The organism is Spartinivicinus poritis (assembly GCF_028858535.1).
Lineage (GTDB): Bacteria > Pseudomonadota > Gammaproteobacteria > Pseudomonadales > Zooshikellaceae > Spartinivicinus > Spartinivicinus poritis.
In genome coordinates this window covers 59,964-78,662 of record NZ_JAPMOU010000009.1, presented here as the reverse complement: position 1 = coordinate 78,662, position 18,699 = coordinate 59,964, and the positions used below count along the sequence as shown (strand labels likewise).

The 18,699-nt window shown below is 38.1% G+C and carries 27 protein-coding genes; 5 read left to right on the top strand and 22 right to left on the bottom strand.

From position 1 onward, the window contains the following. Positions 1-54 precede the first annotated feature (54 nt). The 4 genes from ORQ98_RS09370 to ORQ98_RS09355 form a co-directional block, all read right to left on the bottom strand. The gene (locus ORQ98_RS09370; RefSeq protein WP_274688543.1) at positions 55-1,290 is read right to left on the bottom strand and encodes a hypothetical protein; all 1,236 of its coding nucleotides are present in this window, start codon (positions 1,288-1,290) and stop codon (positions 55-57) included. Positions 1,291-1,386: 96 nt separating this feature from the next. Then, positions 1,387-1,755, bottom strand: a complete 369-nt coding sequence (locus ORQ98_RS09365) for an RNA-dependent RNA polymerase family protein (protein WP_274688542.1) — start codon at positions 1,753-1,755, stop codon at positions 1,387-1,389. Positions 1,756-1,760: 5 nt separating this feature from the next. Continuing rightward, positions 1,761-2,267: a GNAT family N-acetyltransferase gene (locus ORQ98_RS09360; RefSeq protein ID WP_274688541.1), complete on the bottom strand. Its 507-nt coding sequence runs from the start codon at positions 2,265-2,267 to the stop codon at positions 1,761-1,763. Continuing rightward, positions 2,251-2,532, bottom strand: a complete 282-nt coding sequence (locus tag ORQ98_RS09355) for a hypothetical protein (RefSeq protein WP_274688540.1) — start codon at positions 2,530-2,532, stop codon at positions 2,251-2,253. The genes ORQ98_RS09360 and ORQ98_RS09355 overlap by 17 nt, the downstream gene beginning before the upstream one ends. Before the next feature lie 534 nt (positions 2,533-3,066). Here ORQ98_RS09355 and ORQ98_RS09350 point away from each other — a divergent pair. From ORQ98_RS09350 to ORQ98_RS09340, 3 genes are read left to right on the top strand one after another with little or no spacing between them, the layout of a single operon-like run. Beyond that, entirely contained in the window at positions 3,067-3,633 is a 567-nt protein-coding gene (locus tag ORQ98_RS09350) for a hypothetical protein (protein ID WP_274688539.1), read from the top strand. 41 nt (positions 3,634-3,674) lie between these two features. After that, positions 3,675-4,193 (top strand): hypothetical protein, encoded by a 519-nt coding sequence (locus tag ORQ98_RS09345; protein ID WP_274688538.1) that lies wholly within the window; start codon positions 3,675-3,677, stop codon positions 4,191-4,193. Between the two features lie 11 nt (positions 4,194-4,204). After that, on the top strand, positions 4,205-4,453 hold the full coding sequence (locus tag ORQ98_RS09340) for a hypothetical protein (protein WP_274688537.1): 249 nt from the start codon (positions 4,205-4,207) through the stop codon (positions 4,451-4,453). Positions 4,454-4,513: 60 nt separating this feature from the next. Here ORQ98_RS09340 and ORQ98_RS09335 read toward each other — a convergent pair whose 3' ends face one another. The 16 genes from ORQ98_RS09335 to ORQ98_RS09260 form a co-directional block, all read right to left on the bottom strand. Next, positions 4,514-4,861, bottom strand: coding sequence for a hypothetical protein (locus ORQ98_RS09335; RefSeq protein WP_274688536.1), 348 nt, complete (start codon positions 4,859-4,861; stop codon positions 4,514-4,516). A 43-nt stretch (positions 4,862-4,904) separates the two neighbouring features. Further along, the gene (locus ORQ98_RS09330) at positions 4,905-5,150 is read right to left on the bottom strand and encodes a hypothetical protein (protein ID WP_274688535.1); all 246 of its coding nucleotides are present in this window, start codon (positions 5,148-5,150) and stop codon (positions 4,905-4,907) included. A gap of 122 nt (positions 5,151-5,272) precedes the next feature. Continuing rightward, complete coding sequence (locus ORQ98_RS09325) at positions 5,273-5,482, bottom strand: hypothetical protein (RefSeq protein ID WP_274688534.1); 210 nt, start codon at positions 5,480-5,482, stop codon at positions 5,273-5,275. Between the two features lie 127 nt (positions 5,483-5,609). Further along, positions 5,610-5,840: a RebB family R body protein gene (locus ORQ98_RS09320; RefSeq protein WP_274688533.1), complete on the bottom strand. Its 231-nt coding sequence runs from the start codon at positions 5,838-5,840 to the stop codon at positions 5,610-5,612. A 46-nt stretch (positions 5,841-5,886) separates the two neighbouring features. After that, positions 5,887-6,129 (bottom strand): RebB family R body protein, encoded by a 243-nt coding sequence (locus tag ORQ98_RS09315; RefSeq protein ID WP_274688532.1) that lies wholly within the window; start codon positions 6,127-6,129, stop codon positions 5,887-5,889. A 44-nt stretch (positions 6,130-6,173) separates the two neighbouring features. Then, positions 6,174-6,416, bottom strand: a complete 243-nt coding sequence (locus ORQ98_RS09310; RefSeq protein ID WP_274688531.1) for a RebB family R body protein — start codon at positions 6,414-6,416, stop codon at positions 6,174-6,176. 58 nt (positions 6,417-6,474) lie between these two features. Next, positions 6,475-6,711: a RebB family R body protein gene (locus ORQ98_RS09305; protein WP_274688530.1), complete on the bottom strand. Its 237-nt coding sequence runs from the start codon at positions 6,709-6,711 to the stop codon at positions 6,475-6,477. A 295-nt stretch (positions 6,712-7,006) separates the two neighbouring features. Continuing rightward, entirely contained in the window at positions 7,007-7,621 is a 615-nt protein-coding gene (locus ORQ98_RS09300) for a hypothetical protein (protein ID WP_274688529.1), read from the bottom strand. Between the two features lie 71 nt (positions 7,622-7,692). Continuing rightward, a complete protein-coding gene (locus ORQ98_RS09295) occupies positions 7,693-8,085 on the bottom strand; it encodes a hypothetical protein (RefSeq protein WP_274688528.1) in 393 nt (130 codons plus the stop codon). Positions 8,086-8,145: 60 nt separating this feature from the next. Beyond that, on the bottom strand, positions 8,146-8,400 hold the full coding sequence (locus ORQ98_RS09290; protein ID WP_274688527.1) for a RebB family R body protein: 255 nt from the start codon (positions 8,398-8,400) through the stop codon (positions 8,146-8,148). A 280-nt stretch (positions 8,401-8,680) separates the two neighbouring features. After that, entirely contained in the window at positions 8,681-8,971 is a 291-nt protein-coding gene (locus tag ORQ98_RS09285) for a hypothetical protein (RefSeq protein WP_274688526.1), read from the bottom strand. Beyond that, positions 8,964-9,347: a hypothetical protein gene (locus ORQ98_RS09280; protein ID WP_274688525.1), complete on the bottom strand. Its 384-nt coding sequence runs from the start codon at positions 9,345-9,347 to the stop codon at positions 8,964-8,966. Before ORQ98_RS09280 ends, ORQ98_RS09285 begins: the two co-directional genes overlap by 8 nt. Positions 9,348-9,358: 11 nt before the next feature. Beyond that, positions 9,359-9,670, bottom strand: a complete 312-nt coding sequence (locus ORQ98_RS09275; protein ID WP_274688524.1) for a hypothetical protein — start codon at positions 9,668-9,670, stop codon at positions 9,359-9,361. Then, positions 9,667-10,143, bottom strand: coding sequence for a hypothetical protein (locus tag ORQ98_RS09270; RefSeq protein ID WP_274688523.1), 477 nt, complete (start codon positions 10,141-10,143; stop codon positions 9,667-9,669). Before ORQ98_RS09270 ends, ORQ98_RS09275 begins: the two co-directional genes overlap by 4 nt. Positions 10,144-10,145: 2 nt before the next feature. After that, positions 10,146-11,153 carry a sigma 54-interacting transcriptional regulator gene (locus tag ORQ98_RS09265; protein WP_274688522.1) on the bottom strand — a complete coding sequence of 336 codons (1,008 nt, stop codon included), beginning with the start codon at positions 11,151-11,153 and terminating at the stop codon, positions 10,146-10,148. A gap of 148 nt (positions 11,154-11,301) precedes the next feature. Continuing rightward, positions 11,302-11,721 carry a helix-turn-helix domain-containing protein gene (locus tag ORQ98_RS09260; protein ID WP_274688521.1) on the bottom strand — a complete coding sequence of 140 codons (420 nt, stop codon included), beginning with the start codon at positions 11,719-11,721 and terminating at the stop codon, positions 11,302-11,304. A 972-nt stretch (positions 11,722-12,693) separates the two neighbouring features. On the opposite strand from ORQ98_RS09260, the gene ORQ98_RS09255 reads away from it, so the two are divergent. Both ORQ98_RS09255 and ORQ98_RS09250 read left to right on the top strand, forming a co-directional pair. Then, a complete protein-coding gene (locus ORQ98_RS09255; RefSeq protein ID WP_274688520.1) occupies positions 12,694-14,184 on the top strand; it encodes a spermine/spermidine synthase domain-containing protein in 1,491 nt (496 codons plus the stop codon). A gap of 84 nt (positions 14,185-14,268) precedes the next feature. Then, positions 14,269-14,424 carry a hypothetical protein gene (locus tag ORQ98_RS09250; RefSeq protein ID WP_274688519.1) on the top strand — a complete coding sequence of 52 codons (156 nt, stop codon included), beginning with the start codon at positions 14,269-14,271 and terminating at the stop codon, positions 14,422-14,424. A gap of 17 nt (positions 14,425-14,441) precedes the next feature. Here the strand turns inward: ORQ98_RS09250 and ORQ98_RS09245 are convergent, their stop codons facing one another. Together ORQ98_RS09245 and ORQ98_RS09240 are read right to left on the bottom strand one after the other, a co-directional pair. Next, positions 14,442-17,507, bottom strand: coding sequence for a MexW/MexI family multidrug efflux RND transporter permease subunit (locus ORQ98_RS09245; protein WP_274688518.1), 3,066 nt, complete (start codon positions 17,505-17,507; stop codon positions 14,442-14,444). 15 nt (positions 17,508-17,522) lie between these two features. Further along, positions 17,523-18,677: an efflux RND transporter periplasmic adaptor subunit gene (locus ORQ98_RS09240; RefSeq protein WP_274688517.1), complete on the bottom strand. Its 1,155-nt coding sequence runs from the start codon at positions 18,675-18,677 to the stop codon at positions 17,523-17,525. Between the last annotated feature and the right edge of the window lie 22 nt (positions 18,678-18,699).

The window sequence follows — 18,699 nt, the reverse complement described above, 5'->3', positions numbered from 1 at the left end:
ATATTTGGGTGTCCCAAATTCCTCCAATTTCCTCTCTTTTGTCCCAAATTCCTCTCATTGAGGGATCATCTCCGTTATCCATGTCCTGGTTGTAGCTATCATTTGTTCCACCCTAAGCGCTTCGTTTCGGATGTGCTCTATTTTCGTGTCTACTATTTTTATAGTTGTTTCAGAGCCATTCGTTTTCAATATTTTTATCGATTCAGCTAGTTCTTTTATAGTTGTAGCAGCTTGGCTAGCTATTAGGTTTAACCCGCTGACTCCTATTTTGATTCTTTCGGTTAGCGTCGTGCATGCAGATTCTAGTAGAGCGTATTCGATTTTATTAAAATTATTGGCTCGTTCTAGGCTTTTTAGTAGCGTGTCTTTCGTTGCAGTCATTAGACATTCGAGACTGGTTAGTTTATTACGCATCTTAAACAGTACTTCTACATCATCGTTAGTTAGGTTCTTAGGGTTCAACTGTGGTCGGTCTTGTATTTTTTTCATAAATTCCTGTCGTATTTCGTCCGTCTTTTCGGTAATCACGTCTATCTGAGCGTAGTACGTGTTAATCATGTCAGTGCTTAGTTGTGTTAGTTTGCTAAGGTATTTGTCGTTATTCTCTATCCCATTTTTAATCCCTGCTAGTAATGTAAGTTGTTTTTCCGTCCAGTACGAGCCCGCTGTTAGGGTGTATTTCATCACGTGATATTTTTTACGCGTGTATTTCTTAGGCATTAGTGTGATTATTTGTCCCATTAGTTTTTTGTCTTTGATTTTTTCTCTTATTATCTCAGCATTCCCTTTTACGTTATATTGAATTTCTGAATTCGTATATTTTTGTGGTGTCTCTATTATTTTGTCTAGGATGTCTAGTAATGTTACGAGTGTTTTCGCACAGTTGTAGAAGAAGAACACTTCATAGAGTTCATCCTTTTTTTCATTCTCTTTTATTTCTATTCGTTTTATAGCTCCTTGGTTCACCGTTGCCCATGCATTCAGTACAGTATGTTTTTCCATTGTTTCACTGCTGGTTCCGGTGGGTGAGATATACAGCTGCGCTTTTTTCGCATCTATCGTCTTTATTTTAAACTTTTCATACCAGTCAGTTCTGTCGATGTCATCCCCTATAATGCCTATACCTAGGAATTTTCTGGCTTCTTTTACTATGGTTCGGCTCGCGGTCGTTTTTGTTAATGATTTTGAGTTGGCGCTCGCGTTTTCGATCTCTTGGTATGCCTCGCTCGTTATTATTTCTAGCCAGCTTGTGAATAGATTATTTATTTTCTGTGTGTACCATTCAGCCATTTCTGTGTCCTCTTGGGTTTTTATAAATTTGCTTGCAATTAATTACTCTAAAATTAAAAAAATAGGGAAAATTTTATTAAGTTATAATACAGCTCATCATCCCAACCACCCAACCCCACCCCTAACCCAAATCCACCACCGCTTAGCATAAGCCGCCAGTGCCTCTTTCGAAGCCCCTTGCTCATAAAGCCGGCATAACTTAGTTAAGTGATTATGATAAGACGTCGCATTAATAAATAACGCAAAAAAAGGTGTACGATTTTTAGTCTTTTCTAAGACCAGCTCGATACGATAACCCAGCCAGTCATAGCCTTTATTCACTCGCCCGATAAAGGTTTTATTCTCAGCAATTTTTACATTTAATCGTGCGAGTATGTGATGCATGTTTTTTACCGCCTTACGTAAATACCAGCTGCTATTACATAAAAATAACCAGTCATCCATGATGCCTGACATGATGGCCATAGTTTTCACCCAACCCGTCGTTCAAAATCCACCACATCATTGGCTTCATGAGTGTTATTTTCAGCTATCGGCTTAAACCCAGCTTTGCATAGTGCCCGTTGCGATGCAATATTATATGCATAGGCTTGAGCCATAAAATGCGTTAAAACTAATCGTTGCAAGCGGTTGCATAATAATAGCAGCGCTTTAGACCCATAGCCTTTACCTTGAAAACCATCCCCTAGCCAAAAGCTAACCACCGCATGTAGATTGGGAGATTGCTCTATGGAATAACCTATGCCACCCATTAGCCCATATCTGCTGTGGCAAATCGCTATTCTTTTTTTAGCTGCAAACCCTTTTCGGCTAATAAAGTCTTTGGCATCCGCAACTGAATAAATAGGCTTAACCCCTAAATGGTTACATATCATATCGGTCATTAAGGTTTTTACTCTCGTAGCGTCTTCAACAACCATAAGCTGTAAAAATAACCAAGGGATACCATTTATTTTTCTATTACCAGTCGTCATCATCAAACAACTCATTAAGCAAATAATACTCATCCTCATCAGAGAATGTATTGTTTTCCTCTTCCCGGGGCTGTGTTTGCTCAGTTTGAGCGTTATCTTCTTTTAAATCTATGTTTAATTGAGAGAAATCACTGGCAAGCTCATCCATTCGTTTTTTTAATAGATCTGCTTCTTGAGAGATTTCTTCAGCTTTATCAGAAACACTGATAACCTTATCTTTAGTGCGTTGTATACTGGTTTCTAGTTGATTCATCGAATGAGTCATCATTTTTTCTCATCACTTAGTTGAAAATGGGTATCCAAAACACCAATTGATTAGCCATAAAATAGAGGTGCTAAAAAACGGTACTTATTTGTTAGTCATTGCAACAGGTTTTTTAAATTACGTTGTAAATAAAACTTGGTCGTGTGGATGTATCTCATGGCAATAATCCTCATTATTTATCTTTGTTGTTTATAAGGAGCAACTACCTTGCCAGGTTGAAAAGCATAGTTAAAACTATGTGCAAGCCTCAACGCCAGTAACTTACACGACAGGGTAAATAGTAACTGAAGATAGATTTGGTCAAATTCAGCTAATATATCCTTTACCACTGGTTATAGTTGACCAGTTAATAATAATTCCTTGATCACCTTTTTCCTAGCACTTACATGTCTTCAGGGGTGGATACATGGCTTGTTTGACGAGATCTAGTTAGCCTTTGAATAAAGGTATTTTTAATATAGGATGGTCTTGTATAACTGGCACAAATAATGATTCGCTTATGTATTAATAGTGGAATTATTATGGTAAGTGAACTCTATGATGAATGTGCCAAACTATCTAACCCTATTAGACTTCATCAATCAGCTTTTTAATAATCAAAAAACAGAAAGCGTTGATCTATCAGCTGAACAACAAACCTTAGTCAATTGGGCTCAGCGGGTTAACCTATTAAAAATTCAACTCACAGGTAAGGTAGTATCAGTTGAGTTAAAGCAAATGCTTATGAAAGAACTTGATGAATTATTAACTATTTTTGCTAAGCTTAACCAGAAAAAACCAAACGATGAAAAACTAACCGAGTTTAAAACGTTAGTTGACCAGTTTTATCAAGATTTGAATGAGTTGACTCATACGTTAACAAATGAAGTGTTGAAATCGCAATGGAAAAAGTCGACCGCTATGTGGCGTGGAAAGGACAATAATGACCAACCGAAGTGGCTCTGTGATAAAGATGAACTAGACAAAAATGGAGAAACATCGAGTGATCCCGCTGATAGCGCCAATGATGAAAAAGAAGGGCAGAAAAGAGCATCTATTGGCACGTATGAAGAGGGTGAAGAGTACATATTATTGCAAGAATTATTTGATGACGATGATTGGTAATAGAGACCCTTCGCGAATCATTTAAAAATTAGGTATGAATAATGTGCAAAGACCAGAACTTTTTAGCTATAAATACCATCTTAGATCAAGTGATTGATAGTAACACACTTCCTGCCGTCATTCAGCAACAATTAGGTGAACAGTTTTACCCGGAGTTACGCAGGTTTTTTATTAAAGTTGAGCAATGCAAGTTGTTATCAACGGATATGAAAGATTGTCGAGAAACACTTGAAACCTTTGCTAGCCTTTTTTTGCCACTACAAAATGGTTTAACCCAGCTTTATATTAACTGCCCTGACCCGGAAGAGGTGAGAGGGAACTTTGATGAAGGGAAAGCGCATAAGGCGAGAAAACAGTTACTAATGAATGTAAAGCAATTATACGATTTTGTAGAAGCATTTTATGTAGAGCTGGTCAAACAGCATCCTCACTTACCCATCCCTTATCCTCCTGAGCAGTTAACAGAGTGGTTTAATAATGAACAATGGAAACCAGAAAATGAAAACAGCCAAACTGAAACCTCTTCAGAAAGCCAGTCATTAACACTGGTTACCAACTAGTTTAAAACCCCATGGAAGATAAAGATAACCCAGATACTGCTTATGTTGTGGATTATGATTTATTTGGTTGGTACTGGCAGCCAAAAGCACTATTACAACAGCGCAATCTAAAAATGGTCACTGATAATACTCATACCGTGATTGAAATTAGTCAGCAAAAAGTCCAAACAGAAGCGATGTGTGAAAAAGTAAAAAGACAGTTTGAAAGTTATTATAATGAAATAAAAAAGATCAAAGGTAAAATAGACAGGTTAGATTAGTTTTCTTTAGCGTTTAAAAAAAGTAAGTCGCTGTTGAAACAACTTACTTTACTATTTGGTTTATGGCTCATCAACATTTTCTTTTTTATTGTTATTTTCTTCGAATTTACCTAGGTAATAATTAAATATTTCTCTTCCTAAGTTCATCGGTGTTTCAGCTTTGGGATACAGTTGAGCTTCGTCAATTATTGCTTTGTATTCATCTTTCATCATAGGATTATTTAGCCACTTAGCAAAAGCATTGCCCATAGCGGTGGCTTTAATAATATTACGGTTACGTATGGCATCAACCTGGTCCTGGGCAGAATTGGCAAAGGATTGAGCAACTGCCGCTGCGGCGGCATCTTCCGGTTTGATGCCCATTGAATAACAAGGTTTGTCTCTTTTAGTATCTTTGTTTTCAGACATATTTTTACCTATTTATTGTGAATAATTAATAATTGTAAACAGTTCAGTTATTGTCGTCTTTTATAGGCTTTTGCTGAAAAGCTGTTTTTACTTGGCATAACCAATATATTAATTGATTGATATCCTCAATTGTTAACTTTGACTGAAGGCTTTGGCAAGTATTGTCAACTAATAATGGAGGCGTACTGATATTAACTGCCAGACTGATAGTGTTTTGCTTTTTGTTGTAGCAAAATGACCATTTATTATTGGCTGAATCTGATTTTTCTGAGCTAAAGGTTCCGCTCATGCAGCTGGAAATTCCTATACTATTATTGTTAGAACTCATTATGTTATCCTTGCTTTTTTTGTTAACAAAATATAAGCTTAATAGGATATAGCTCTTAGTAATTAATAACTTAAAAGTTGATGCTAACTACTAAGGATTTTTTCACAAGTAGATACCATGGCGGTATTCGCTAGAGTCTGTGATGCATATTGATTAGAGGTATTATTTAGCATGGTTAATGACAATGCATTAACTAAACTACCGAGCGACAGTGTTCGCAAGGTGTTGACACTTTGTTCTTGCACTTCATCGTTAATTTCTTTACTAATTTTAACATTTTCATCAGTAGGCATATGATTACCCTTTTCTATTTCAAACCGTTTGTTCCAAACATGAATTTGCTGAGGTAGAATACAGTTATGGTATTTAAAAAGTGTGTGGCAATACCTAAGCTGTAGACGATACCTCAGCTGTTTTTAGTTATTGACCTTTATTCTGCGCAAACAGTTTAGTCACACCCAGTGTTGTAGCGGCTTGATAGGTTACATTGGCTTGCTGCTGAGCGTAGACGGCATTGGCGGCAGCCATGGCAACGGAGTTACCGATGGTTTGGTACAAGCTGCCCATTGCCATGGCAGGCGCTTCGGCTAATACTTTGGTATTGGCAATGGTAACGGAATCGACGACTTGGCCATTTAATTGATCTGGCATGGTTGTTTTCCTTATTTAACTAAATTATTGAATATTTTGAGGAAAATTAAGGTTTATTTTGCGCAAACAGTTTAGTAACCCCTAAAGTGCTTGAAGCTTGATAACCGACATTGGCTTGTTGTTGCGCATACACCGCATTAGCGGCAGCCATAGCCACGGAATTACCAACGGTTTGATATAAACTGCCCATTGCCATGGCAGGGGCTTCAGCTAATACTTTCGTGTTAGCAATGGTTACGGAATCAACAACAGCGCCATTGACGTTAGTGGGTTGAGTTGGCTCAGCCATGATATTTCTCCTGGTTTAATTGATAAATGTTAAATTGGTTAGAGCTATGGTTTATTTTGCGCAAATAGCTTTGTTACACCTAAGGTGCTGGATGCTTGATAGCCCACATTGGCTTGCTGTTGCGCATACACGGCATTGGCGGCAGCCATAGCTACGGAATTACCGATGGTTTGATATAAACTACCCATCGCCATCGCGGGCGCTTCGGCTAGCACTTTAGTATTGGCAATCGTTACGGAATCAACAACTGCGCCATTAACATTGGTAGGTTGGGTGGGTTCAGCCATGATTATTCTCCATTAAAAATGACAGTATTAATAAAACGAGGTAGTTAATGATTAAGCATTAGCCTTTATTTTGTTCAAACAGCTTAGTGACACCTAAAGTGCTGGATGCCTGATAAGTGACATTGGCTTGTTGTTGCGCATACACCGCATTAGCGGCAGCCATCGCAACCGAATTACCAATGGTTTGGTATAGGCTGCCTAGTGCCATGGCTGGGGCTTCAGCTAATACTTTTGTGTTAGCAGTAGCAACTGAATCAACAACAGCGCCATTAACGACAGTAGGTTGTTCGGCCATGTTTATTCTCCATTTTTACGATTGAGTAGTTTGATGGGTGTTTATTATTACTAAGTACATTCAATTAATGATTGTTCAAAATGCTATAGCAACACAGTTATGGCATAATTTGCGCCAGTTTTGAAAGCGAGTAAAATAAACTATAACTCACTGATTTTACATGATTTAATTTACTCGGCTTTGGTGTTGTTGAGATAACGATTGAATTATTATATGGAATTATTCGACCTGTTTTTATAATTCTGTGGGCCTATATTGACCATTTTTACATATGATTATTTTCTTTGGCAGTAATTTACATATCTAGTTGCATACGGGTCGTATGAATAACCGCTTGAACCTGGCTATTAGCTTTGGTAGTTTTAAAGCCAGTTATGTGTAGCAGTTGTTGGACGTTAGGGTTATAGACATCCGTAATAATCTGCCTGCAGCCATTTTGGCTGGCATATCGAGTTAGCTTATTAATTGTCAATTTAAGTAACTTGGCGTAAAAGTTCATGGCTGGGCTTGAGTGAAGTGGAGCAAATAAACCAAACTCCGCTGGCAATAGACGTAAGTAAACTAGGAATAGCAGTGGTTGTTTTAATAGGGTAATCACTTCAGCCACAGTTTTATGATTGGATAATATCAACGTTTCGTGCAGTATGTTAGTAATAGGTATTAAATTGATAATGCCACTTGCAGAAATGGTCTGTAAAGAAGCAAGGGCTAAGAGATGTAAACTATCTTGATTACTTTCCTCACTTGCTGGTTCCAACCAATAGTTCGCCAACGCATAGTAAGCAATTGGGCAGGCTTGGGCTAGTTTTTCAAGGCTCAGGTCGTCTTTATAATAGAGTTGCACTCTTAATTTAGTTTGTAACAGCTGCTTGGGTAATAGCATAATGTTATTTTTATAAAATCTGGTCACCCGACAGATAGCAGCTGCACATTATTATAAAACCTAATTTCAAATTATACCCAATGTAGGGTATAGACAAACTAACATGAATTTAACAGGTTATTAATAGCATTAAGACTTTCGTCTTCAGTTGGCTGTGAAGGCGTATTGTTTGGAGCTGCCGCTGTTATTTGATTACTATTGATTATTGATTGATTAATAAGTTCACTTGATTGCTGGGGAAATAATGAAGCTGTTTGTTGCTGATATAAATCTTGTGCTTGAATAAAAAAGTCAATATTTTCTAATGGTTGAGTTGGGGTAAAGCCATCTTCTGAAATCGGCTGAGGCATATTTAACAGCGTAGGTTGAAAGCCTTCAAGATTATAAGACTCTAGTGTTTCATTGAGTAGCTGCATGGCTTGTTCACATAAAGCAGTTGCGGCGTCTTTTTGTAATGCTGTATCTGATTGATCAGTATATAATATGGTCATGAAATATCCTTTATTAAATGAGTGATTTTTTATAATTAGATAAACGAAGTATGAAATCTATTATTTAGAGAATATTCGCTGTATACCTACTATAGTAATTGCTTGATGATTAATATTAGCCTGATATTGACTGAAGACTTGATTCATTGCTGCTAAGCCAACATTGTAGGCGAGGGTTTGATATAAATTACCCATTGCCATTGCAGGTGCCATGCCAACCACAAGTGTCGTGATGGTAGTGACTGCATCAGTTGTTTTTCCATTGACACTGCTGTTTTCTCTATCTGTTCGATTACCATTTGTTTCGCCAGGCATGATATGCTCCTTTCAGTTGAATAGGTGCATTATTAAAGTAAGCAGTTACTATGCCGATTGTTTTTTGGTTGGTGAGATCACATCCATAATGTTATTGAATTAACTATAAAAAATAGTTAGTCAGAATAAACTGTATGACTAAAGCTTACTCAATTGGCAGGGGTTAACTGGATGAAGATGACCAAAAAGGAAATTAGATCGGTTTAAAACAACCGCACCTTTGCAAGGTATCTATTATGCTGTAAACGCTTCGATGATTTTTTCAACCTATAATGCTTGGTTATTTAGGTTGTAGGTTGCTGATGACACTGGCACCAGCTTCACCCACATCTTTTAAATTTTTTACAGCAAACTCGATATTATCTTTAGCATTATTTATAATGTCTTGATAAGCAGGGTTGAGTGGTTCAGCAAGCCATTTAGCCGAAGCGACGCCAATAACCGTCGATTCAATTGTACTAATATTTTTCAGTAAATCCGTTGCACTTTGTACGGCGGCAGCAACAGACTGATTGATGCTCGGCTGTATCAGTTCAGTAGCGCTTTTGGTACTATCTTGCTCGTTACTCATTCATCTTTTGCCTTTGTTTCATCGCATCAAGCACCTGCTCATTTTGTTTTTCAATATACTGATAATATTGCTGAGTATTGTTGACCATCATTTCTGGGTCAGTAATATGATCTAATTTTTCTACATACGCTTGGTTTTTCTCAAGGATAAGCAAAGGAGAAGAGTGGTCTGTAGCGTTTGCTTTGTCCCCTGTGTTGTTTGTTTCTTGCAGTAGTTGGTTCTTCAAATCAGTAAATGTTTGTTGTGCTTTCTTTTCAGAAGCATTGGCACTATTGCTTAGCTCAATACTCAAATCGACAAACGCCTTAAACTGTTTAACTTGCTCTTCTTGAAACTCAGCGATTTTACCTACTATTTTGTTTAGTTCGATAGCCATAACATGTATTATTAGTTAGTACTGGAGTTAAACGTATTATTGAGTATTGTCTGACTCATTTTATAGAGATTTTGTACCAATTGATCCAGATCCTTGTTTTTTTCAGCCTTACAGTTTTGCTCATAGGTTTGATTAAACACTTGGCTGATAAAAAAAGGATTATAAGTTGTTTGGCTATTTTGTTTTTGAAAACGATTGAATGTTGTTTTATCGTTAGATTCAATCGTCTCTTGCTCCTCTGTTACTTCAGTAACAGAGTCACAGGTATAGGTTCCATCATGATTGAGTGTGGCATCAAATTGATAATAAGTGGTTCTGTTCATGGGGCTTCCTTATTAATATGGGTGTTTTCTTCTGTTTCAAGGTTGGTATTCATTTGTTCTAGATACTCGATCAGGTGTGTTTGGTGACATTTTTGTATTTTGTTCATCCCTTGTAATGGGGGCAGTAATCCATCTTTTAGTTGCAATCCACCTAAAATGTTTGTATTAGCAGTTTTACTATTCAACGGTACTGCTTCCATATTTGATGTTATATCGTTAGAAAAGAATGAGTCATGATCTGACTTATAATTAAATGAAGGTGCTGATGTTGAGTTAGCTAGTGTTTGCTTTAACTGGTTAAGGATATTAGTTAGCTTTTGTTGTTCTTGTTGCTTTAATTTAGCCAGACTGTTTGCTGCTGCTTGCTTGAGTTGTTCAGCATGTGCTTCTCCTGAAGACTTTGCTGCATCTGGTATTTCAGTTAAACGTTCTTGTTCAGCCTGCTCAGTGGTGTGGGGGAGTTCGGTTGTCATAGTTAACCTTGTTTTCTATCAGTTTGTGGAAAGTGATTTGGTATAATCTTTAGCCTTATCTGTTGCAATTTTCGTTCTATTACTTTTCTATGTACACCTAACAGGCGAGCGGCTTGAGTTTTATTGCCTTCAGTAATGGATACTGCCTCTTCAACCAATGCATCATGAATAGCCTTTAATTTATTACTGAGTGGCATGGCAATAATTTCTCTGGCTAACTTAGATATAATGGTTTCGTCTGGCTCGCATACAGCGAGTTCTTGTATACAATGAGCTGATAAATAGTCGTTTTCAGCAAGTACGGAAAGTTTGTCAATGGTGTTTTTCAGCTGCCTGATATTGCCTGGCCAACTGGCATACTTAAAAAACTCAAGGGCACAGGGGCTAAAAGTGATGTTGCGTTCTTTTTTAGCAAAATAGTTGACTAGCAAGGGGATATCATCCCGTCGCTCCTCTAAACTGGGTATATCTAATTCAAACAGGTTTAGGCGATAAAATAGGTCTTCACGAAATAGTTTATCTTCAACCAGTTGACTCATATCAACATGGGTGGCGGAGACTATTCGTCCAGTGAATTCAATCTCCTCGTTACTGCCAATGCGGCTAAACCGTCTGGTTTCAAGTACGCGCAATAGTTTCGGTTGGTGAATTAATGGCAGTTCAGCTACTTCATCAAGGAATAGAGTACCATTATTGGCTTGAGCAAAAAAACCATGATGACGTCTGTCTGCACCAGTGAATGCCCCTTTTTCATGACCAAACAGCAGTGATTCAAACAGGTTTTCGGGGATTGCACTGCAATTGACTGCTACAAATTGGCCAAGTCGTTGGCTTAACTGGTGTATAGCATTGGCAAAGAGTTCTTTACCTGTACCGGTAGCCCCCTTTAAAAATACAGGTCGATCACTTTTTGCAATTTTTTGAATTTGGCTAGCTAATTTATGTATTGTAGGGTTATTACCGATTATTCCAGGTAACACTGGTTGTGCTTTATTTTCATATTTATTCACGACGTTTCCCTGTCACTATTATCTGATTCCTACCTGTTTTATTGAGTAGCATTATTTGTATGAGTTTTACATTTCAAAAGAGTAGGCTTCTCTTACACCAAAGATAGTGTAGATAGTTTTGATTGCGTACTTAATGCTTTTGATTTTGTCATTTTTTTCTAAATACTAGAGGGGAAACTTGATAGCTAGCTTTAAATGTGGTTGAAAAATTGGCAGGGTCACGATAACCTACTTCATAGCAAATTTGTTTGATACTTAAATCCGTGGTATTTAACAGTAGTTTGGCTTTGGCCATGCGTTGTTCTCGTAACCAAGCCATTACCCCAATGCCCAGCACTTGCTTAAATGAGGAAGTTAGTCGGTTTCGATTAGTACCCATTTGGATAGCAAGTGTGGCAAGTGAATGGGCATCAGCAAGATGGGCCTGTAAATATTCACAAGTCTTTTTCACTAACACTGTTTCTTTATCAGACATGTCGCACATGTTTGCTGGTGAGTGATTACTTTGATCGTTATTAGTTTGTGTGCTGGCTTCTAAACTGTGGGTTTCTAAAGCTGTTTGGCTCAACTGAGAAGCTTGTATAAGTTGAGTATAATAGCACCAGTAGTTGATGCGTATGTCTAATTCTTCAGGAATAATGGGGTAAGTAATATAATCTTGTGCGCCAGTGGAGAAAGCTTGTTGCTTAGTAAAGTAATTACTACTAATAAGGCATAGAATAATACTACTTTGACAGAGGTTTTTTTTCGCTTGATGAAGTAACTTAAAACTATTTTGGCAGTCAACGATGACTAAGGGAGCATTTTTTTTGCAATGTCTGGTGGTATTGACTCTAAATTGGCCTCATGAGTCAACGATACTATTTGTGTACTTAAATGCTTTATAATACTGTGTTTAAGCTCGTCATTGTAGCTCAGTAGTAGAATTGATGGACATAATAAGCAACACATTGCACTGACCTTTTTCTAGAAAGAATCATTGACAAATAATGACAGAGAGTCATTATTCGTGTTTTATACCCTTTATTAATAGGATGCCTATTTGGTTTTAACACCTAATTATGATTTGGGACTACTCTAAAAGTTAGAAATTATCATTAAATGCGCCTATTATAGTCAAGTCTTTTTACAAAAAAATCTATATACCTTATTTTTAAAACTGGTCACTTTATACCACTAGTTAATGGTATATGGCCAAAATTGTCCTCTTTGATCACTTGAAACCATACATTGCTTATGAATTTATTATAACTTAGCCGTTGATATGGTATTGGCAATCTTATTGCTATAAAAACTATAGGTGATGTATACCCAAAACGTAGGGTTTTTAGGGGAGGCTGTCGAGTGACGAAGCCTCATGAGCCTATAAGTAATAGGTGATTGGGGTGACAGTTAAATGCTCCATGCATTAACTGCATTTCCACCATCCTTGGTGGTCAAGGGCGACGACAACAAACCCTAAAAATCATTCGTGAAGGGTATAAGCAGTACTAAATAGTAATATGCAATTGAAACTAATTTTCTCAAGGAAGAGAATGAAATGCTGCATCAGCTCCCCTTTGTTGATAAGAGTCCTATCGATGAACCTGGTTATACTCGGGTAAATGCCTATTTGGTAAATGATGAAGAAAGCTTGCATCAGTATGCCCAACAGCATGTGTGCCCCTGTTGCCAACATAGATTGTCATTTATGAAATCCAATCAATTGGCCATAGTTAAGGATAATCAAGGCCGACTGGTTATCTCTATTTTGGATAAGTGCTATTGCGGTTTTATGGTGCCTTTTCATGCTATTTTAAATATCTTAGATGACCAATCATATGATGCACATATATTAATCAGTCAACATGAAGTAGTGACTGATGCTGAAAATGACAGGGTGGAAGCAGCGCTGCTTGAGAGTCGCTATTTACTTCATAAAAGGTTGTATCATTCAGCCATCTACCGAATTGATCAACTAATAAACTCCCTTCAGTCAATAGCCTTGTTAGCTTTTTATCGAGGGTATGCATTTGATCAACTGGAGCTATATGAGTCGGCATTAAAAAGCTATGATGATTGTTTAGATCTTGATGCTGAATGTAAAGAAGCATGGCATAACAAGGCGCTTATTCTTAAAAAATTAAAACGAATTAAAGAAGCTAACTTTCATTTGGTTAAATACTGTAAATTATGTCCAGTTAAAACATTGAATGAAATTGATGGCGAAATGCATGACGAAAAACAGTTGTGTAAACCTCTTTATGCTAAAAAGGGAAAGTTTGGGAAAATTACAATAGTACAGACTTCTTGCATGCGTTATTTGGCTATTAATAATGAAGTAGAAGGTAGCTTTTGGCTAACAGATGAAGAAGCCAGTGATGTACCTGCGGGTGACTATGTAGCAGGATTATTACTCGCAGGGTGTCATTTCAATGCTCAATTTCAGCAGACTAAGGGGCTCATTTTGGGTTTAGGCGCAGGAGCTGGTGTCATTGCCTTATTGGCAAATTTTCCTAAACTGCATCTTGATGTCGTTGAAATTGACTTTGATGTTATCATGCTTGCGTGTTGTTACTTTCCCTTATTAAATGAATATATAAAATCTGGCAGATTAAGTTTGATCTGTGATGATGGTCTTGATTATGTCACTAAAACCCAGCAGCATTATGATTTTGTATTGTTGGATATCTATCAAGGTGATCATCAGTTTGCCAAAAAGCTAAGAGAAGTTAAATTTTTGTGCAGAATTAATGAACTAACGAGGTTGGTTGGAGTGAATTTACTTCCTCTAGATAGCATTCATTCCTATGAAAGGATTACTGAGGATTTTAAAAGTGCTGGAATTCAATTAAAGCAGTGCTATCCTACAGGAAATAGGGGGGATGATAACGATAATCTTAAAAAAATGTCGTATCAAAATCGCATCTTATACTCTGAGAATATAGATAATATTACTGGTTTTATTCCTTATGCTACAAGAAATGGGTATTTAGAACATGCCTTTAGGCGAGACTTTAGCAATATGGTTAATAGATGCGAATATTTTTAAAATAGATGAATACTTTATATGAGGTTTTAAAGAAAAAATCATCCATTTAGTAAATTTCTTAGTAAAGTTGGCTGACAATATAAAATGTGTGAACAAGTTATGAGTTATTTGTATAAGTTAATTATTTTACTACTTAGTTTAATGATATTAACGATAGCGATTGATGTTGAAGCCTGTTATGACGATAGCGAAGAAATACAAAAAAAGGCCAGCAATGCTGGCCTTAACTATCAAAAATAATAATACTAATAAATAAGCTAGTTTATCGCTAATTTTCCACTAGCCACGGGTTGTTGACTGTGATCCTTTGCGAAGAAGGTATACATGGTGGGTACCACATATAAAGTAAATAACGTTCCAATGGTCATACCAGTGGCGATTACCAGGCCGATATCAAAACGGCTGGCCGCGCCGGCGCCAGATGCCATCACTAAAGGCACAACGCCTAATACCATGGCGGCGGTGGTCATTAATACGGGGCGTAAGCGAATCGAAGTCGCTTCGATAACCGCTTGATGCTTGCTTAAGCCTTTTTCTATTTGCAATTGGTTGGCAAACTCTACAATTAAAATGCCGTGTTTACTGATTAAGCCAATTAAGGTCACCAAACCGATTTGGGTATAAATATTAATAGTACTGACGCCTAAGGTGAGGGGAATTAAGGCCCCACAAATAGACATTGGCACACTAATTAATACTACAATTGGGTCCCGGAAACTTTCAAACTGCGCTGCAAGCACCAGGAAAATCACGATCAGTGAAAATAGGAATGTATAGAGTAGGGCACTGCCTTCCTGCATAAATTGGCGCGATTGACCAGAATAATCTTTGCCAAACCCTTGGGGCATTAACTCATTGGCTTTTTGATTTAAAAAGTCCAATGCCTGACCTAAGGACACCCCAGGGAACATAACCCCTTGTAATTTAGCGGCATTTAACTGCTGAAATTGATTCAGTTGATTAGGTTTGCTGACGGAGGTTAGCTCGATAATACTGGCTAATGGAATCATATCCCCTTGTCGATTTTTAATATAATAACGGTTTAACCAGTCAGCGGTATTACGACTGCTTAAATTAGCCTGGGGTATTACCTTGTAACTGCGCCCATCCAAGGTGAAGCGGTTTAAACGTCCTTCACTTAAAAAGGTAGATAAGGTTTCGCCCACTTGTTTCATATCAATATTCAATTGTGCAGCTTTGTCACGATTAATATTGATTTGCAACTCTGGCTTGTTAAATTTTAAATCACTGGAGATAAACATAAATAAGCCACTTTGCATCGCTGCAGCGACTAGCTTTTCACTGACTTGGTGGATGGTTTGATAATCAGCTGTACTGTTGAGAATAAACTGAATAGGTAAACCATCGCCAGCACCAGGTAAAGGCGGTAAGTTAAATGAAAAGATTTGCAGTCCTGCTATTTGATCCAGTTTTTGTTGTACCAAGGGTTGTATTTGCTGTTGACTACGTTCCCGTTGGTCCCAAGGTTTTAATAGCATGCCGGCAATCGAACTATTAACGGTACCCATGCCATTTATCATAAATGAGCTGTCGTATTCGGGAAATGAATTAAATATATTTTCATAGAGTGACGTATATTTATTCATATACTCCAGGTTGGCATATTGGGGGGATGATGAAGAAATAAAGACAATGCCCTGATCTTCTGTTGGGGCGAGTTCACTTTTCGTCATCAGAAATAAAAAAGGAATGCTAACCAAGACAGTAATTGCAAATAATACAGTCACTGGCCGATAATTTAGTGCACCTGATAATGAACGCTGGAACCGTTGTTTGAGGCGGTCAAATAAATGGTCCAGCTTTTGTGCCACTTTGCTTTCATGGCTTTTATCCTGTAGCAGCTTAGAGCACATCATTGGTGACAGCGTTAAAGCGATAACACCCGAAATAATAACAGCGCCTGCCAAGGTGAAAGCAAACTCGGTAAATAATGTACCCGTTAAGCCGCCCATAAAACCGATAGGTGCATAGACAGCTGCCAAGGTAATTGTCATGGCAACCACGGGTAAAGCAATTTCCCGAGCACCGACAAGTGCTGCATTATAAGGTGACAGGCCTTCTTCAATATGACGGTGAATATTTTCCACGACTACAATAGCATCGTCCACTACCAGCCCAATGGCTAATACCATTGCTAATAAGGTCAGTAGATTGATGGAGTAGCCCATGACTAACATGAAAAACAATACCCCAATCATTGAAAGGGGGATGGTAACTACTGGAATAATGACAGAACGAAAAGCACCCAAAAACATTAGTACCACCACAATAACAATTAAGGTGGCTTCAGCTAAGGTTTTTACCACTTCATCAATAGAGGCATTAATAAATTCAGTTGCGTCATAAACTACTTTGGCTTTTAAGGCATCTGGCAATTGTTTTTCAATTGCCGGCATTGCAGCCCTGACCCGCTTAATCACATCAAGCGGGTTAGCTGAAGGAGTAGGGCTAATCGCCACATAGACAGACTGAATGCCATTAAAAGCCACAAAGCTGTCGAAGTTTTCAGCACTTAATGTTACTTCAGCTACATCTTTTAATCGTACCAGAGAATCTGCCTGGCTTTTAATAACCATGTCTTTAAATGCTTCTACATCACTTAAGTCCGTTTTAGCATTGACATTGGTAACCACCCATTCCCCTTTAGTTTGCCCTGCAGCGGATAGAAAGTTGTTGCTGAGAATCGCTTGGTTAATATCCTGGGCAGACACTTGAAATGCAGCCATGTTGACTGGGTCTAACCATAGCCGCATGGCAAAGGTTTTTTTACCTAATATATCAGCACTGCCAACACCATCAATAGTAGACAGCTTAGGCTGTACAACACGTGTCAGATAGTCTGTGACTTGCTCATTAGACATTTGCTCACTATAAAAGCTCATATACAACAGCGCTGTACCACCACTGGTTTCTTTAGATATCACTGGTCTGTCAGCAGCATCGGGCAACTCATTTTGCACCTCTGCCACTTTGGCCATGATCTCTGTCAGTGCACTGTTGGTATCGTAACCTAAGCGTAAATACGCTTTTACACTGGAAGCACTTTGCATACTGGAAGAGGTGATGTAATCAATCCCTTCTGCACTGGCAATAGCCTGTTGAACAGGTGTGGTAATAAACCCCTGAATCACATCAGCATTGGCACCAGCATAGGTGGTTTTAATGCTGATGACGGAGTTTTCGAGTTCGGGGTACTGTCGTATTGTTAAATTTTCAAAGGCCTTTGCACCCAGCAATATGATCAGTAAACTGACCACTGTTGCAAGCACCGGCCGCTTGATAAATATGTCAGTAAATTGCATAGCATTTCCCTGCAATTAAATTTTTACATCATTATTAATAACAATGCGGGCGCCATTACTTAATTTAAGTTGACCTGAGGTGACTATTTGATCGCCTGCTTTTAATCCTTCTAATACCGCTACGTTGCCATTTTGTTGAGGCCCGGTTTTTATATATTTGCGGTTAACAACCAAAGCAGGTGCCTCATTTTTATCTGCTTCTGTCGTTGAATTAGGGCTGGAGTTGTTAGCTGGTTTACTGTCTGTCGCTTTATTAGTTTGCTCTGTAATGATAAACACAGAATCACCATACAAGCTGTATGTCACAGCAGTGACAGGCACAGTTACCACTTGAATGGATGCTTTTTCTAAAACAGCTAAGTCAGCAAACATACCAGGAATCAGTTTATGATCAGCGTTATCTACATTGGCTCTGACTAAAATGTTCCGGGTATTGGGGTCGACTTTTGCATTTAGTGCAGACACTTTGCCAATAAAATGCTTATCTGGGTATGCATCAATATCAAATCTTACTTGCTGTCCTACATAGAGTTTGGGGTAAAACTGCTCAGGTAGACTAAAGTCAACATATAATGAGTCGATATTTTGTAGGGTCGCAATACTGGCTCCTGCATTGATATATTCCCCTAAATTGATTAAGCGAATGCCTATTTTGCCAGAGAATGGGGCTCGGATTTTCTTTTGGGCAATAATGGCTTTGGTTTTTTCCATGTTAGCAATAGCTTCTTCCAGTTCAGCACTGCTTAAGTCAAACTGGGTTTGTGGAATGGCTTTTTTTGTCAGTAGCTGTTTATCTCGAGTGTAATTAAGCTTCGCCAGCTTGAGTTGGGCTTGCTGGCTTTTAAGGGTTGCCTGCTCAACTTCATCATCAATTTGTACCAGTAATTGGCCTTTTTCAATGAGCTGGCCTGATTCAAAATGAATCGATTGCACCATACCACTCACTTCAGTGGCTAGCTCTACACCATTGACCGCTTGTAAGGTACCAATTGCATGGATTTCTGGTTGCCAGGTTTCGGCTTGGCTTTTAGTGGCTGATACGGTTATTGGTGGCGGTGTAAAGTTAGCAAAGTACTCTCCAACCATTTTTTTTTCGAACACTTTATAACCGAAAATACCGCCAAAAATGATGGTCAGTAACAAAACCATTATGGCTAAGCGTTTAAACATGTATAGAATCCCTGCAACAGCA

What these genes read in the sequence shown, in the direction of transcription:
- ORQ98_RS09370 (WP_274688543.1), bottom strand. Translation starts at nt 1,290, where the DNA reads ATGGCTGAATGGTACACACAGAAAATAAATAATCTATTCACAAGCTGG.
- ORQ98_RS09365 (WP_274688542.1), bottom strand. Translation starts at nt 1,755, where the DNA reads ATGGCCATCATGTCAGGCATCATGGATGACTGGTTATTTTTATGTAAT.
- ORQ98_RS09360 (WP_274688541.1), bottom strand. Translation starts at nt 2,267, where the DNA reads ATGATGACGACTGGTAATAGAAAAATAAATGGTATCCCTTGGTTATTT.
- ORQ98_RS09355 (WP_274688540.1), bottom strand. Translation starts at nt 2,532, where the DNA reads ATGATGACTCATTCGATGAATCAACTAGAAACCAGTATACAACGCACT.
- ORQ98_RS09350 (WP_274688539.1), top strand. Translation starts at nt 3,067, where the DNA reads ATGATGAATGTGCCAAACTATCTAACCCTATTAGACTTCATCAATCAG.
- ORQ98_RS09345 (WP_274688538.1), top strand. Translation starts at nt 3,675, where the DNA reads ATGTGCAAAGACCAGAACTTTTTAGCTATAAATACCATCTTAGATCAA.
- ORQ98_RS09340 (WP_274688537.1), top strand. Translation starts at nt 4,205, where the DNA reads ATGGAAGATAAAGATAACCCAGATACTGCTTATGTTGTGGATTATGAT.
- ORQ98_RS09335 (WP_274688536.1), bottom strand. Translation starts at nt 4,861, where the DNA reads ATGTCTGAAAACAAAGATACTAAAAGAGACAAACCTTGTTATTCAATG.
- ORQ98_RS09330 (WP_274688535.1), bottom strand. Translation starts at nt 5,150, where the DNA reads ATGAGCGGAACCTTTAGCTCAGAAAAATCAGATTCAGCCAATAATAAA.
- ORQ98_RS09325 (WP_274688534.1), bottom strand. Translation starts at nt 5,482, where the DNA reads ATGCCTACTGATGAAAATGTTAAAATTAGTAAAGAAATTAACGATGAA.
- ORQ98_RS09320 (WP_274688533.1), bottom strand. Translation starts at nt 5,840, where the DNA reads ATGCCAGATCAATTAAATGGCCAAGTCGTCGATTCCGTTACCATTGCC.
- ORQ98_RS09315 (WP_274688532.1), bottom strand. Translation starts at nt 6,129, where the DNA reads ATGGCTGAGCCAACTCAACCCACTAACGTCAATGGCGCTGTTGTTGAT.
- ORQ98_RS09310 (WP_274688531.1), bottom strand. Translation starts at nt 6,416, where the DNA reads ATGGCTGAACCCACCCAACCTACCAATGTTAATGGCGCAGTTGTTGAT.
- ORQ98_RS09305 (WP_274688530.1), bottom strand. Translation starts at nt 6,711, where the DNA reads ATGGCCGAACAACCTACTGTCGTTAATGGCGCTGTTGTTGATTCAGTT.
- ORQ98_RS09295 (WP_274688528.1), bottom strand. Translation starts at nt 8,085, where the DNA reads ATGACCATATTATATACTGATCAATCAGATACAGCATTACAAAAAGAC.
- ORQ98_RS09290 (WP_274688527.1), bottom strand. Translation starts at nt 8,400, where the DNA reads ATGCCTGGCGAAACAAATGGTAATCGAACAGATAGAGAAAACAGCAGT.
- ORQ98_RS09285 (WP_274688526.1), bottom strand. Translation starts at nt 8,971, where the DNA reads ATGAGTAACGAGCAAGATAGTACCAAAAGCGCTACTGAACTGATACAG.
- ORQ98_RS09280 (WP_274688525.1), bottom strand. Translation starts at nt 9,347, where the DNA reads ATGGCTATCGAACTAAACAAAATAGTAGGTAAAATCGCTGAGTTTCAA.
- ORQ98_RS09275 (WP_274688524.1), bottom strand. Translation starts at nt 9,670, where the DNA reads ATGAACAGAACCACTTATTATCAATTTGATGCCACACTCAATCATGAT.
- ORQ98_RS09270 (WP_274688523.1), bottom strand. Translation starts at nt 10,143, where the DNA reads ATGACAACCGAACTCCCCCACACCACTGAGCAGGCTGAACAAGAACGT.
- ORQ98_RS09255 (WP_274688520.1), top strand. Translation starts at nt 12,694, where the DNA reads ATGCTGCATCAGCTCCCCTTTGTTGATAAGAGTCCTATCGATGAACCT.
- ORQ98_RS09250 (WP_274688519.1), top strand. Translation starts at nt 14,269, where the DNA reads ATGTGTGAACAAGTTATGAGTTATTTGTATAAGTTAATTATTTTACTA.
- ORQ98_RS09245 (WP_274688518.1), bottom strand. Translation starts at nt 17,507, where the DNA reads ATGCAATTTACTGACATATTTATCAAGCGGCCGGTGCTTGCAACAGTG.
- ORQ98_RS09240 (WP_274688517.1), bottom strand. Translation starts at nt 18,677, where the DNA reads ATGTTTAAACGCTTAGCCATAATGGTTTTGTTACTGACCATCATTTTT.